This window comes from Brevibacterium sp. Marseille-P9724, from assembly GCF_902500275.1.
Lineage (GTDB): Bacteria > Actinomycetota > Actinomycetes > Actinomycetales > Brevibacteriaceae > Brevibacterium.
The window spans coordinates 1-13,289 of record NZ_LR723001.1; the positions used below are offsets into that span (position 1 = coordinate 1).

12 protein-coding genes are annotated in these 13,289 nt (G+C 59.4%); 9 read left to right on the forward strand and 3 right to left on the reverse strand.

Annotated features, from left to right (window positions below; all coding sequences use genetic code 11):
* The first annotated feature begins 230 nt into the window (after nucleotides 1–230).
* On the forward strand, nucleotides 231–1,655 hold the full coding sequence (locus tag GC119_RS10385; protein WP_151953107.1) for an MFS transporter: 1,425 nt from the start codon (nucleotides 231–233) through the stop codon (nucleotides 1,653–1,655).
* A gap of 191 nt (nucleotides 1,656–1,846) precedes the next feature.
* Here the strand turns inward: GC119_RS10385 and GC119_RS10390 are convergent, their stop codons facing one another.
* Nucleotides 1,847–3,187 carry an APC family permease gene (locus GC119_RS10390; protein ID WP_193215659.1) on the reverse strand — a complete coding sequence of 447 codons (1,341 nt, stop codon included), beginning with the start codon at nucleotides 3,185–3,187 and terminating at the stop codon, nucleotides 1,847–1,849.
* Between the two features lie 125 nt (nucleotides 3,188–3,312).
* Here GC119_RS10390 and GC119_RS10395 point away from each other — a divergent pair, with 125 nt between their 5' ends.
* Nucleotides 3,313–3,951, forward strand: a complete 639-nt coding sequence (locus GC119_RS10395) for a TetR/AcrR family transcriptional regulator (RefSeq protein ID WP_151953109.1) — start codon at nucleotides 3,313–3,315, stop codon at nucleotides 3,949–3,951.
* Between the two features lie 19 nt (nucleotides 3,952–3,970).
* On the forward strand, nucleotides 3,971–5,383 hold the full coding sequence (locus tag GC119_RS10400) for a flavin monoamine oxidase family protein (RefSeq protein ID WP_070777179.1): 1,413 nt from the start codon (nucleotides 3,971–3,973) through the stop codon (nucleotides 5,381–5,383).
* A 233-nt stretch (nucleotides 5,384–5,616) separates the two neighbouring features.
* On the opposite strand, the gene GC119_RS10405 is transcribed toward GC119_RS10400, so the two are convergent.
* The gene (locus tag GC119_RS10405) at nucleotides 5,617–6,987 is read right to left on the reverse strand and encodes an aspartate aminotransferase family protein (protein WP_151953110.1); all 1,371 of its coding nucleotides are present in this window, start codon (nucleotides 6,985–6,987) and stop codon (nucleotides 5,617–5,619) included.
* Nucleotides 6,988–7,013: 26 nt separating this feature from the next.
* Nucleotides 7,014–7,487, reverse strand: coding sequence for an Lrp/AsnC family transcriptional regulator (locus GC119_RS10410; RefSeq protein WP_151953111.1), 474 nt, complete (start codon nucleotides 7,485–7,487; stop codon nucleotides 7,014–7,016).
* A 277-nt stretch (nucleotides 7,488–7,764) separates the two neighbouring features.
* On the opposite strand from GC119_RS10410, the gene GC119_RS11110 reads away from it, so the two are divergent.
* From GC119_RS11110 to GC119_RS10435, 6 genes are read left to right on the forward strand one after another with little or no spacing between them, the layout of a single operon-like run.
* Nucleotides 7,765–8,292: an ABC transporter ATP-binding protein gene (locus GC119_RS11110; protein WP_226829404.1), complete on the forward strand. Its 528-nt coding sequence runs from the start codon at nucleotides 7,765–7,767 to the stop codon at nucleotides 8,290–8,292.
* A gap of 37 nt (nucleotides 8,293–8,329) precedes the next feature.
* Entirely contained in the window at nucleotides 8,330–8,938 is a 609-nt protein-coding gene (locus tag GC119_RS11115; RefSeq protein WP_226829405.1) for an ABC transporter ATP-binding protein, read from the forward strand.
* Nucleotides 8,928–10,115: a spermidine/putrescine ABC transporter substrate-binding protein gene (locus GC119_RS10420; RefSeq protein WP_070576240.1), complete on the forward strand. Its 1,188-nt coding sequence runs from the start codon at nucleotides 8,928–8,930 to the stop codon at nucleotides 10,113–10,115. Before GC119_RS11115 ends, GC119_RS10420 begins: the two co-directional genes overlap by 11 nt.
* Nucleotides 10,112–11,041 (forward strand): ABC transporter permease, encoded by a 930-nt coding sequence (locus GC119_RS10425; protein ID WP_070777185.1) that lies wholly within the window; start codon nucleotides 10,112–10,114, stop codon nucleotides 11,039–11,041. Before GC119_RS10420 ends, GC119_RS10425 begins: the two co-directional genes overlap by 4 nt.
* Entirely contained in the window at nucleotides 11,038–11,880 is an 843-nt protein-coding gene (locus GC119_RS10430) for an ABC transporter permease (RefSeq protein ID WP_070576246.1), read from the forward strand. Before GC119_RS10425 ends, GC119_RS10430 begins: the two co-directional genes overlap by 4 nt.
* Nucleotides 11,881–11,882: 2 nt before the next feature.
* Nucleotides 11,883–13,280 (forward strand): NAD(P)/FAD-dependent oxidoreductase, encoded by a 1,398-nt coding sequence (locus tag GC119_RS10435; protein WP_151953112.1) that lies wholly within the window; start codon nucleotides 11,883–11,885, stop codon nucleotides 13,278–13,280.
* Nucleotides 13,281–13,289 lie beyond the last annotated feature (9 nt).

The window sequence follows — 13,289 nt, forward strand, 5'->3', positions numbered from 1 at the left end:
GATGGTCATCGGGGCGTTACGGTGTGTCATGGAAGACCTCCGGGTCAGGGTGCGTGTCGTTACCCACCTCGATACCGGGGGTCTTCTCTGACCTCAAATCCCGTTCACAACCTCCCGAGGAACTACATCTAGCGCACATCATGTAGCGTGACTGCGGCCACATCACCATGCGCAAAGCGAATATCAGTCCAGCCTGGTAGATACATGGACTTACAGAAAGAGGCTCAACGATGAGCGACAAGCTCAATTCCTCCGGCGGCACGCCGCCCGCAGAAGGCTCCCAGTCTGGTGTCGCGACCGGCGCCTCGGCAGCCAACCAAACAGGCACCTCGGCAGCTGCGAAAACCCCGGAAAACCCGGCCAAGGTTGCCTTTGCCAGCTTTGTCGGCACCGCGATCGAGTGGTACGACTACTTCCTTTTCGGCACCGCGGCCGTGCTGGTGCTCAACGACCAGTTCTTCCCCAGCCTCAGCCCGGTAGCCAGCCAGCTGAGCGCGCTGGCGACTTTCGCAGTGGCGTTTATCGCCCGGCCCGTGGGTGGTCTGGTGTTCGGGCACTTCGGCGACAGGATCGGGCGCAAACAGATGCTCGTGCTGTCGCTGCTGATGATGGGTGGAGCGACGGTCGCGATCGGCCTGCTGCCCGGCTACACCACGATCGGCATTGCCGCACCCATCCTGCTGGTGGTCCTCCGGCTGATTCAGGGCTTCGGTGTTGGCGGTGAATGGGGCGGTGCCGTTCTGATGGCCGTCGAACACGCGCCTAGGCACAAGCGGGCGTTCTACGGTTCGTGGCCGCAGGCCGGTGTGCCCGCCGGTTCGCTGCTGAGCTCCGGTGCGTTCTTTCTGGTGCAGATGATGCCCGACGAGCAGTTCCTCACCTGGGGTTGGCGCATCCCGTTCCTCGTGTCCGCACTGCTGGTGCTGGTCGGCTTCGTCATTCGTCTGAAGCTCGAAGACTCCCCGGACATGCAGAAAATGCACGAAGACGAATCGCACGCCGTCGTCCCCGCCCTGGAGATGTTCCGCGACCACAAACACTCACTGCTCGTCGGCATTTTCACGCTGGTCGGTTCGAACACCCTGTTCTACCTGGTCACCGTGTACCTGCTGGCTCTTGCGCCGGCGGAAACCGATATGAGCCGCGGCACCGTGCTGCTGGCCATTGCATTCGGTTCGCTGCTTGACATCATCGCCATCCCGCTTGTGGCCATTTTTGCTGATCAGCACGGTAAGAAGAAGATGATGATCGTCGGTTCTCTCGTCACCGCGGCCGTTTCGGTGCCGATCTTCGCGCTCATGATGAGCGGCCAAACCTGGGCCGCCTACGCCGCGATGGTGCTGGCGTTCCCCATTGGGCACTCGTTCGTGTACGCGACATCGTCGGGCTTCATCGCCGAGCTGTTCGAACCCCGCGTCCGCTACACCGGCGCATCGATCAGCTACCAGCTGTGCGGACTGATTTCATCGGCTCCAGCACCGCTGATTTCAACTAGCCTGTTTGCCGCCACCGGCAGCTGGGTGCCCGTGGCCCTCTACATGGCAGCAACACAGCTACTGGCCGCACTGTTCATCGCCACAGCCAAACCCAAAGACGAGGTGAAGGCGGACGAACCCGGCCCTTCCACCCCGGGAAGTCCCATCACCGCTCGGTGATGGGGGAGGCGGAGGTTGGCCGGGTGGCCGACCTCCGCCTCGTGCTTTTACCTGTGCGTTCTCACGCTGTAATGCAGAGTTACGCGCTAATGCGGCGCATTTTCGCGCAAACCCGCATTACAGCGTGGATCTGGACCGACCAAAATGGGTCGAAAGGCCAGGCAGCCGACCGGAGCGGACGCGCAGCTGGCTCAGGCACCCGTCATGCGCGGCACCGGACGTTTGAAGCCGCGGGTGAGGAATACCAGGTAGCCCAAGCCCACGAGGATCCAGCACACGCCTACGACGAGAGTGGACATATTCAGGTTCGTCCACAGCCAGACGGTCAATAGGAAACCGATACTGGGGATCACTCCGTGAACGAAGTACGACTTTGTGCCTTCAACGTTTTTGCGCAGCAAGAACACGCTGATGACGGACAGATTCACAAGCGAAAATGCGGTCAGCGCCCCGAAGCTGACAAGGGACGCCACAGTGTCAACATCGGCGAACACGGCACTCAGTGAAACCGCTGCAACAAAGAGCACCGCACCGACGGGCGTGCGGAACCGGCGTGACAGAACTCCGAAAACGCGCTTCGGCAGCACCGAGTCCCTGCCCATGCTGTACAGAATCCGCGAAACGCTGGCTTGTGAGGCCAGGGCCGACCCCGTAGCTCCGGTGACATAGGCGGCGAGGAACAGGCTTGTCAGGAAATTGCCCCCGATATTGGCGAGCATGATCACCGCAGAAGACTCTGCTTCGGGGCCCGTGATGACCTCGGGGAATGCCATGTATGCCGTCCAGCTGATGCCGATGAAGAAAATGCCGGCGATGATGGTGGTGGCCACGATTGCGCGCGGAACGGTCCGCTCTGGGTCACGAGCCTCCTCGGCCATGGTTGAAATAGCGTCGAAGCCCAGGAACGACAAGCAGAGAATTGCCGCGCCAGCAGCGACCGCTGAGAGTTCAAAATCGCTGCGGAAAAAAGGGTCGAGAGGGCTGACGCCCGACTGAAATGAGCGAACGGCCACCAGAAGAAAAACAGCGAAGAACAGGCACTGCAGGGCGACGATGACCACATTGGCGCTTTTGACCGCGCTGATGCCCACGATATTGAGTGTTGTGACAAGCACGAGCGCAGCAAGAGCGAACACCCAGCCGGGAACAGATGGGAACTGCTGATTGAGGTAGATGCCGATCAGCAGGTAGTTGAGCATCGGCAGCAGAATGTAGTCGATCAGGACAGTCCATCCGGTCAGGAACCCGATTTTAGAGCCGAAGCCCAGACGCGTGTAGGCATAGGCGGAGCCGGCTGAGCTGACCTTTCGGCTCAGCACGGCGTAGCTGATCGCAGTGAACAGCATTGCGACCAGCGTCAGAAAATATGCGGAGCTTAAGAATCCGCCGGTGATCTCATTGACGATTCCGTAGGTTGTGAAGACGGTCATCGGGACCAGGTAGGCGAGTCCGAAGATGACGAGCGTCGGAATGCCCAAACTTCGCTTCAAGGACGTTTTCGACGACATCTTCTGTGTCTTCTGGCTTGGCATTGTGCACTCCTCGGCGTCTTTGACGAAGGTGACGCAAGGCATCTTTACCTTGCTTTGTCCTGCTTATTGACCTTAAGGTCAATAAGTGATGTTCGACACAGTATGCGTCCTGTGGGGGTGTGTCAATGGACGACAGTCAACCCAAGCGCGGTGCTAAGCGGCACCGTCCCGCCGACCGGCTCAAGCAGATTCGCGAAGCCGCGCAGAGCCTTGCTGTCGAACAGGGACTGCACGCTCTGACCCACAGAAGCCTCGCGCGCAGGCTCGGGGTTTCGCATTCGCTGGTTGTCCACTACGTTCCCGAACTTGCGGCCCTGCGAGCACAGGCCTACGGGGACCTGATTCGAGCAGAACTGGAAGAAGTTCGGGAGGCGATCGAAGACTGCGATTCCGCGCTGAGCAGATTGGCACGCCTCATCGATCTTCTGTCAGTCACCGGCCGCGAAGGCTCAGCAGCCGTGTGGCTCGACGGCTGGTCAATAGGACGGTTGGATGAGTCGATGGCGCAAGTGGTTCGACAGTCCATGGCCGAATGGCAGCGGTTTCTTGAACAGATAATCGAAGCCGGTGCGGCCGAAGGCGACTTTCGCGTAGAAGACGTCTCAGGCTGTGCATGGGAGTTGATAGCGCTTCTTGACGGTCTGAATGCGCACATACTGGTGCGCTTTGGAAATCAGGAAGACTATCGGCTGCGGATCGCCTCGCCCATCGAGGCACGTCTGGCGCTGCCTGAAGGTGCGCTGGTCAATAGAAGGCAGCTTTAGAGCAAAGGAGTGATCAAAGGTGATCATCAAGACTGATGCGACCGCAAGCCCGGTCGATGTTGTAATCGTCGGCGCCGGGGCTGCGGGCCTGAGTGCGGCAAGGGAGCTCGAAGAAAGCGGATTGTCAGTCCGCGTACTCGAAGCCAGGGCACGCGTGGGCGGTCGAACAGAGTGCGGGCAGTTTTCTTCCGGAACGGCCATCGAATTGGGCGGCCAGTGGCTGGGCCCAACCCAGGATGCGGCGCTGGAACTGGCCGCTGAGCTTGGACTGAGCACGTTTCAGGTTCACGATGAAGGCAAGACGCTGCTTTTCGCCGAAGGGCTGCGAAGAGAGGGCACGGGCGATGCGGATGATGCCTTCGGCTTGGGTGCTGATGGAAGTGCGGCGTTTGCTCGCTTTGTCGAATTGGTCGATGAGACTGCTCGATCAATAGACCGGGCCTCGCCGTGGCTTTCCCCGGAAGCCAAGCGGCTCGACTCCATGTCAGCCTCCGAGTGGGTCGATGCAAACTGTGAGCACGAACTGGCCCGCCGTTTCGCCCACGTCATGCTCGCAACCATCTTCGCTGCCGAATCAACCGAGTATTCGGCCCTGCACATGCTGTTCTATCTGTCTTCCGGCGGGGGACTGCATCGAATGATGACAACAATCGACGGGGCACAGGAGCTGCGGGTCGAAGGGGGTACACACCAGATCTCCGAAAAGCTCGCTGAGCGAATCGACAGTGAGATTGTGCTGAATGCCCCGGTCGCAAAGATTGAGCAGAGCCAGAGCGAGGAGCAGTATCCGGTTGCCGTCACCGCAGGTGGGGCACAGCATCATTGCAAGCGCGTGATCGTCACTGCTCCGCCCGTCATTGCCAGCAGGCTTGACTATGAACCGCCGTTGCCAGCGGACCGGTTCACTGCGCTCAGCCAGATGATCCCCGGTGACGTCATCAAGTTCCAGATTGAATACGAAAAGCCCTTCTGGCGCGAAGCCGGGTTGAACGGGACGGTTCTGAGCCTCGACCACGCGGTGTCGTTGATCTACGACAACTGCGTACCATCATCCGATCGTGGAATCCTCGTTGCATTTGTTGAAGGCCATCACGCCCGTGAGTTCGCGTCGATGACAGAAAACGAACGAGCCCGTGCGGTCATCGGCGACCTGGTTCATTACTTCGGTCACGAGGCGGGTGAACCCCTAGAAGTGCTTCAGCGCAACTGGACTGAGGAACAGTACACGCGAGGCTGCTACGGCGGTCGTTTCGGCACCGGCCTGTGGACTACGGTCGGCCCAAAGCTCGCCGAACCTTATGGGCTCATCCACTGGGCGGGTGCAGAAACCGCACAGAAATGGAACGGCTACATCGACGGAGCGATCACATCAGGCCGCCGCGCCGCCCAGGAAGTCGTTGCTGCGCTGACCGAAAAGCCGAAGCCAGAATAGAAAACCGGGTCGGCACCTCGTCCGTTTACTGGCGTGTTCTCGCGCGGAAATGCAGATCCACGCTTTAATGCGCCGCATTTGCGCGTGAGGCTGCATTAAAGCGTGAGTCTGGACTGGCTGGGGAGTCGGCCGAGGGGTCGGTTGGCTGCCGAGGTGCCGATTGCCAAGTTGCCGACCCCCGCCAAGGCGCCGGTTGCCGAGGTGCCGCAACCGGCACCTCGTCCCCGTTCTTCTTACAGTTTTTCGGCTGCGTCGACGAGGACGGAGCGGATGATCTGCTCCATTTCCTCGAAGTCCTCGGGCCCGCAGGTCAGCGGGGGAGCCAGCTGAATGACGGGTTCGCCGCGGTCGTCAGCTCGGCAGTACAGGCCGCGTTCGTACAGTGCCGGCGACACGAAGCCGTTGAGGACGCGCTCGCACTCTTCTTCCGTGAACGTTTCCTTGGTGGCCTTGTCCTTGACCAGTTCAATGCCGAAGAAGTAACCCTCACCTCGGACGTCGCCGACAATCGGGAGGTCCGTGAGCTTCTCAAGGGTGTTGCGGAAGGCCAGTGAGTTCGATGCCACGCGGTCGTTCAGACCGTCCTTTTCCATGACGTCGAGGTTGGCCAGTGCCACGGCGCAGGAAACGGGGTGTCCGCCGAAGGTGTAGCCGTGGTAGAAAGTTTCCCCGCCCTTGCCGAAGGGTTCGAACAGGCGGTCGGAGGCGACCATCGCGCCCAGCGGGGCATAGCCGGAGGTGATGCCCTTGGCAGTGGTGATGATGTCCGGCACATAGTCGAAGTCGTTGCATGCGAACATCGAGCCGATGCGGCCAAAGGCGCAGATCGTTTCATCCGAGACCAGCAGAACATCGTGTTCATCGCAGATTTCGCGCACGCGCTCGAAGTATCCCGGAGGTGGCGGGAAGCAGCCGCCGGAGTTCTGCACGGGTTCGACGAACACCGCCGCAACGGAATCCGCACCTTCGAACTCAATGGCTTCTTCAATACGGTCGGCAGCCCAGCGGCCGAATGCCTTTTCGTCACCGGCGAAGCGGTCGTCAGCGCGGTAGAAGTTGGTGTTCGGCACCTTGTGCGCACCGGGCACGAGCGGTGCAAACTGATTGCGCAGGTCCGGCAGCGAGGTCACGCTCAGGGCACCGTGTGGGGTGCCGTGGTAGGCGGTCGCCCGGGAAATGATCTTGTGCTTGCCCGGCTTGCCGGTCAGGCGGAAGTAGTTCTTGGCGAGCTTCAGTGCGGACTCGACAGAGTCACCACCGCCCGAGGTGAAGAACACCCTGTTGAGATCGCCCGGTGCGTAGGCGGCCAGGCGGGTGGCCAGTTCGATGGCTGGTTCGTGCGCATAGGACCACAGGGGGAAGAAACCCAGCTTCTTGGTCTGGTCGTAGGCAGCCTGGGCGAGCTCCTCACGCCCATAGCCCACCTGCACCGTGAACAGTCCGGCCAGGCCGTCAATGAGCTTGTGCCCCTTGTCATCCCACACGTGGTGGCCTTCGCCGTGGGTGATGATCGGTGTGCGACCGCCGGTGAACAGGTGTTCGTGGCTTGCCATGTGCATCCACAGGTGATCGCGCAGGCCTGCTTGAAGGTCAGTGTTTGACATTGGAATCCTTGCTTTCTTGCCTCGTCTTATCTGGTGCCCCAGTTGTACTTCTGGTCCCAGAGTTTGAGGTACATCATGGTTTCTGTTGACTGGATCGATTCGAAGGCGCGCAGCTGCTGCAGGGTTTCAAGAAGCTCATCGTCGTCTGCGCAGACGACTTCAATGAGGATGTCGTACGTTCCGGCGGTCACGACCGTGTAGTCAACCTGGGGGAGTCTGCTCAGCGCTTCGGCGGTTTCGGTTATGTCCCCATGAACCCTCACGCCGATCATTGCCTGGCGTTTGAAGCCCAGCTGCATGGGCGAGGTGACGGCGACAATCTGCATGACTCCCGCAGCGGTGAGCTTCGCAGCGCGCTGTCGAACAGCGGCTTCTGAAAGCCCGACTTCGCGGCCTATCTCTGCATAGCTGCGACGGCCGTCCTGCTGCAGTGCTTCGATAATCGCCTTCGATTTGCTGTCGAGTTCTAACTCCTGATCAGCTCCCTTGAGGTGTTCCATGCATTTATCTCCTGCAAAGCGGCAATCGATTGCGCACTAATGACAGTATCAAACTGTCGAAAGCGATAGCAAGATTCTGGTTTTCAACTGAATCAGTAGACACATGCGCTTTCTGCGCGGTACCGTGTTCGATGTTGCTGTGTTGCAGCTCACGCCGCGTCCTATGACGTCTGTTCTGGACGCTCAGAGACGAGAGTGCAAAGCCACGGCCTATTCACCAGCAGAGTTGCCGGTGTGACGGGCGAAACCTTCTGCGACACCAGAGAAGAGGGGAAGCATGACAACCAGTACTGAAGCAGCTGCTTCGCGCCATGCCGAATGTGCAGAAGCCGGCCAACTTGAAATCCGAGGAGTTACAAAGCGGTTCGGTGACCACACTGCGCTGGACGACCTCGATCTGACGGTCGCATCCGGCGAGTTCCTTTCGCTGTTGGGACCATCTGGTTGCGGGAAGACAACTCTCCTGAGAATCATCGCCGGGTTCGAGGACCCTACTGAGGGACAGATGTGCCTTTCCGGTCAGAACCTGGTTGGGGTGCCTGCCTACCGTCGTTCAGTCAATACGGTCTTTCAGTCCTACGCATTGTTTCCTCACATGAGCGTGGCGGACAACGTAGCCTTCGGTCTCCAGCGAAAGAAGGTTCCGAAAAAGGAGATTCGCGAACGGGTAGTGCAGTCCCTGCAGTTGGTCCAGATGGAGAGCTTCGTTGAACGCAGGCCAGGTCAGCTGTCTGGCGGTCAGCAGCAGCGTGTGGCTCTCGCACGCGCTTTAGTCAATCGACCCCAAGGTGCTTCTGCTCGATGAACCGATGTCGGCGCTGGACAGAAAGCTTCGAGAAGAGATGCAGATTGAGCTCAAGCGCCTGCACGCCGATCTCGGCACAACATTCGTCTTCGTCACCCACGATCAAGAAGAGGCGCTGGCGATGAGCGACCGAATCGTCGTGTTGAGCGGAGGGAAGATTCAGCAGATCGGCAATGCCGAAGAAATCTATCTTCAGCCGGCAAACCGGTTCGTCGCAGGGTTCATCGGCAAGCAGAATTTTGTAGATGCGAAAATCGAAGCCATCGAAGGTGACACTGCCGTTCTGCGCAGCTCACGTTCGAAGATCACTGCGCGAGCTGTTCAGCTCCCAGAGGGAGCCAGCAGGGGAGACGCGGTCGAAGTCGCTATTCGCCCCGAGAACATGAAGCTGACTCCTCTGGATGATTCAACCGCAGCCGGGCAGCAGAACAGAGCTGCGGCCAACGACCTCCTGGACGCGGTCGAGGGCAAAGTCGTCGGAGTGTCCTTCCTCGGAGATGTTGTTCAGTACATAGTCCGGCTTTTCGACGGGCACGAAATCCTGGTCCGCGAGTCCGCACTTTCGGCCCAGGCGACAGCTGCCGGTGCAGAGGTATGTGTTTCATGGGGAACAGGCCAGGTTCAGGTGTTCAGCCATGAACGATGACAAGCGCGCGGTTCGATTTCTCGCACCTCGGTCGCAGGCTGGCCGAATCAAAAGGCAGCTGACTGCCGCAGCCAACCCGAGCCGAAGAGCTTTTCTGAGTGGAATGGGCTTAGTCGGCCTGGCTGGGCTGGCCGGCTGCGGGCAGACCGGGAGGATGGCCGATTCCCCTCGTCCTGACGGCAGACTCGAAGACAAGTTGAACCTGTACTCCTGGGGCGACTACGACGACCCTGAGAACATCAGGGCATTCTCACAGAATGTCAGCATTCGAGTGCAGGTCGACTCGTACGGCTCAAACGACGAACTTGTCGCTAAACTTGCCGGCAGTCGAGGCACCTCCGGCTACGACATCGTGGTCCCAACCGGTTCGCGGATACCGCTGATGATCGAGCACAATCTCATTCAGCCGCTCGACCTCGACCGGATCCCCAACTTTGCGAATATGGATCCGAACTTCATCGACCAGCAGTTTGATCCTGGAAACAGGTATTCAATATGCAAGGCATGGGGAACCACTGGCTACATATACGACCGAACAGTCATCAAGCGGGACCTGACTACTTGGCAGGACTTCATTGACGCTGCGGGCAAAGAGGCCGCTGGCCGGACTGCCGTCCTCGAAGACCCGTGGGAACTCACCGCAATCGCGCTGGCTGCTATGGGTGAGGACGTCAATACAGAAGACTCCGATGTCCTGAAGCAGGCCCGGTCGATTGTCGTCGACGACATCGCCCCTCATATTCGCGCGTATTCAAGCACAGTTGCCCAGGGTATGGCCCAGGGCGGGCTGAGTCTTCTGCATGCATTCAACGGAGATGCGCGCCAAGGGCTTTTGGAAGCTGACGACCCTGACCGCTGGAAGTTCGTGTTCCCCACTCCGGTTGCAAACCTGTGGATGGACAACTGGTGTATTGCAACCGGGGCGCCCCACCCAGATGCTGCGTATGAGTTCATCAACTACATGCTGACTCCCGAAGCGGCACTGCGAAATGTCGACTACATCGGCTATCACGTTGGGACGAAGGGCCTGAAAGAGGCGGCGGGCGACTTCGACTTTCCCGAACTGATCTTCCCAGAACAAACAATCCTGGATCGGCTGGTTCCCTCAGAAGAAGGAAAGGGCATTCAGCCCAGGGTCGATATCTATGCAGACGCAAGGACTAGGAGCTCAGCATGAAGCGCATAGCATCCCGAATCCTCGGCCCCGGGGCCCTCTCGTTTCCCACGTGGGCCTACGCTGTTTTCTTCTTCGTCATCCCGGTGGCCCTCGTGCTGTGGTACAGCTTCGGCTATAAGCCAGATGCGTTCACGACGGTAGCAATGGACAGGCTGAGCTTTGATCGCTACGGCGAGGCTCTGTCTTCTTCGGCTCTGTCGACTTTCCTGTCAACGCTGCGGATTTCGATACTCGGCACTCTGATCTGCTTGCTGATTGCGGTTCCCTTTTCGTACTGGCTGGCTGTGAAGGTCAGACCGGAGCGTCGGGGGCTGCTCTTGGCTTTGGTCATGGTTCCGTTCTGGACGAACTTTTTGGTCAGAACCCTTGGATGGCAGATCATGCTGTCGAGCGAAGGCTTTGTGTCGAAAACGCTCCAAGCGCTGGGGCTCAGCGAAGGCGGCCTCGATATTCTCTACACGCGGGCAGCAGTGCAGATCGGCGTTGTCTACAACTACCTGCCGTTGATGATTCTTCCGCTGTTCGTAGCAATGGATGCGGCCGGGAGACAGCTGAGAGAGGCAAGCTACGACCTCGGCGCAGGCCCTTGGTCGACTTTCTTCCGAGTGACTTTGCCGCTGGCTATGCCGGGTGTGGTGTCTGGCTGCCTGCTTGTCTTCATTCCGCTCAACGGCGACTACGTGACGGCGACCGTGCTTGGCGGAGCGAACGGTTCGATGGTTGGCCAGCTGATTGCGAACCAGTTCAACACGGCCCAGAACTGGGCGCTCGGTTCCGCAATGGCCGTGACTCTGATGCTTGCCACACTGCTGGTCCTTGGTCTCGGAGCGGTATTGATGTTCCTTGGACGGCGGATGATGGAGCGAATCAACTCGGTGCACCTCAAAGCTGAGGAAATCACTGCTTTGAAAGGCGGAACACGATGAGAAGTTCAGCTCGCAACGCAGGGCTGTTTATTTGGGGAGTCCTCGTATTCGTCTACCTGTTCGCTCCCATCGCAGTCATAGTCGCCTATTCGTTCAACACTGGCCGCATGTTGGCGTCTTGGCAGGGCTTCGGCCTGGATGCCTATGTGTCGGGGATCAACAACGATGTCATCGTGTCCTCTGTGGTGACCAGTCTTCAAGCGGCGGTGGGGTCAGCAGCTTTGGCGACACTGCTGGGCACGCTGGGCGGAATCGCGCTGGCACGTGCACGAGGTGGTACCTGGTGGGCTGCAGGGCTGACTGCGCTGTTGGCGGTCACTCTCGTTACGCCGGAGATCGTTGACGGCATCGCCTTTCTGCCGTGGTTTGTGACACTGGGAGTCGACGCGCATTTAGGGGTGTTCAATAACGGCCTCGTGCGCCTGACCGTTTCGCATGCCATGTTCTCCGTAGCGGTGGTCACGTTCATTGTCCGCACGCGTATGGCAGGAGTAGACCGCTCGCTGGAAGAGGCGGCGGCCGACCTAGGGGCTACGCCCTGGTCGACTTTCCGCAGAGTGACGCTGCCGATTGCAGCTCCGGGGATTCTGGCTGGTGCTCTTATGTCCTTCACTCTGAGCTTAGACAACACAATTCTGTCCAGCTTTGTCCAACAGCCGGGCTATACGCCGTGGCCGGTCTACATCTTCTCTGCCGTGCGCGTGGCGCTGCGGCCGGAAGTGGCCGCGATTTCGACCGTCATGCTCGTCCTGACATTCATTGCCCTTGGGGTCGTGGGACTGGTCCTGCGGCGCTCAGGTGAATCATCCACCGACATCGTCAAAACAATGGTGAGGTAAAAATGCCCGTTTCGGAATCTCAGATCAGATCAAGTCTTGCCGACGTCTCCAACGAAGCATTTTGGCTAGACAGCCCAGAACGGCCCGAGGCAACAGCCCCGCTATCGGGGAACCGCAGCTGTGATCTCGCTGTTGTCGGCGGGGGCTTCACGGGACTTTGGACTGCCCTGCTTGCCAAAGAACGCGACCCCGACCGACACGTTGTTCTTCTTGAAGGCGGCACGGTCGGCTGGGCAGCATCGGGCCGTAACGGCGGGGTCTGCGAAGCGAGTCTGACTCACGGTGCGGACAACGGCGAAAAGCACCTGCCAAATGAAAACGCCCAGCTCACTCGCCTTGGCTACCGCAACCTTGACGAAATCGAAGCCGCCATCACTCGCTACGGGATCGACTGTGATTTCGAGCGCACCGGCCTCATCGACATTGCATTGGAGGACTACCAGGTTGCCGGTCTCAGGGAAGCTCACAACCCGGAGGAGGATGCCGTCTTTCTGTCGCAAGAAGAACTTCAGGCGTCTATCAAATCCCCCACATACAAAGCGGGACTGTTTATGGAACGCGAGTGCGCGATCCTCAACCCGGCCAAGCTCTGTTGGGGTCTGCTGCGGGTTTGCCGTGACCTCGGGGTTGAAGTCTACGAGAACTCTGTCGTCAGGAATTTGGAAAATGCAGGGAACACGGTAAAGCTGACCACGGACAACGGCACCGTGACCGCTCGCCGAGTGGCTCTGGGCACCAACGCTTTTCCCTCTCTTCTCAATCGGGTCAAGTGGCATACCGCGCCAATCTATGACTACGCCCTCATGACACAGCCGCTGAGCGACGAACAGTGGTCGGAAATAGGCTGGGCCGGGCGTGAAGGGCTCGCAGACGCTGCAAACCAGTTCCACTACTACCGCCGCACAGTCGACGGCCGGATCCTGTTCGGCGGTTGGGACGCGGTCTACTACTACGGGCGGGCAGTGTCGCCAAAGCTCTACACCAGGCAGGAGACCTTCGAAACGCTTGCCCGGCACTTCTTCGAAACGTTCCCTCAAGCTGAGGGCACGAAGTTCACCCACGCCTGGGGCGGGGCAATTGACGCCTCGACCCGATTCTTCGCCTTCTTCGACACCGCCTTTCGCGGCAAGGTGGCCTACACAGCCGGTTTCACCGGGCTCGGTGTGGGCGCATCCCGATTCGGCGCTGAAGTCATGCTCGACTTGTTGGCGGGAGCGAAGACGGAGATCACTGAACTGGAGATGGTCAAGAAGAAACCACTGCCGTTCCCGCCCGAACCTTTTATGTGGGTTGGCGCAAAGCTCACAACGAAGGCTCTCATCAAATCCGATCAGAACGAGGGCAAACGAGGACCGCTGCTGCGGGTCCTCGATGCAATGGGTGTCGGCTTCGCTTCGTAGCCGACCGCC

Bases quoted from the DNA above. Each gene is read 5' to 3' on its own strand.
- GC119_RS10395 (WP_151953109.1), top strand. From the start codon at position 3,313: ATGGACGACAGTCAACCCAAGCGCGGTGCTAAGCGGCACCGTCCCGCC.
- GC119_RS10430 (WP_070576246.1), top strand. From the start codon at position 11,038: ATGAGAAGTTCAGCTCGCAACGCAGGGCTGTTTATTTGGGGAGTCCTC.
- GC119_RS10425 (WP_070777185.1), top strand. From the start codon at position 10,112: ATGAAGCGCATAGCATCCCGAATCCTCGGCCCCGGGGCCCTCTCGTTT.
- GC119_RS10410 (WP_151953111.1), bottom strand. From the start codon at position 7,487: ATGGAACACCTCAAGGGAGCTGATCAGGAGTTAGAACTCGACAGCAAA.
- GC119_RS11110 (WP_226829404.1), top strand. From the start codon at position 7,765: ATGACAACCAGTACTGAAGCAGCTGCTTCGCGCCATGCCGAATGTGCA.
- GC119_RS10435 (WP_151953112.1), top strand. From the start codon at position 11,883: ATGCCCGTTTCGGAATCTCAGATCAGATCAAGTCTTGCCGACGTCTCC.
- GC119_RS11115 (WP_226829405.1), top strand. From the start codon at position 8,330: ATGCAGATTGAGCTCAAGCGCCTGCACGCCGATCTCGGCACAACATTC.
- GC119_RS10390 (WP_193215659.1), bottom strand. From the start codon at position 3,187: ATGCCAAGCCAGAAGACACAGAAGATGTCGTCGAAAACGTCCTTGAAG.
- GC119_RS10405 (WP_151953110.1), bottom strand. From the start codon at position 6,987: ATGTCAAACACTGACCTTCAAGCAGGCCTGCGCGATCACCTGTGGATG.
- GC119_RS10385 (WP_151953107.1), top strand. From the start codon at position 231: ATGAGCGACAAGCTCAATTCCTCCGGCGGCACGCCGCCCGCAGAAGGC.
- GC119_RS10420 (WP_070576240.1), top strand. From the start codon at position 8,928: ATGAACGATGACAAGCGCGCGGTTCGATTTCTCGCACCTCGGTCGCAG.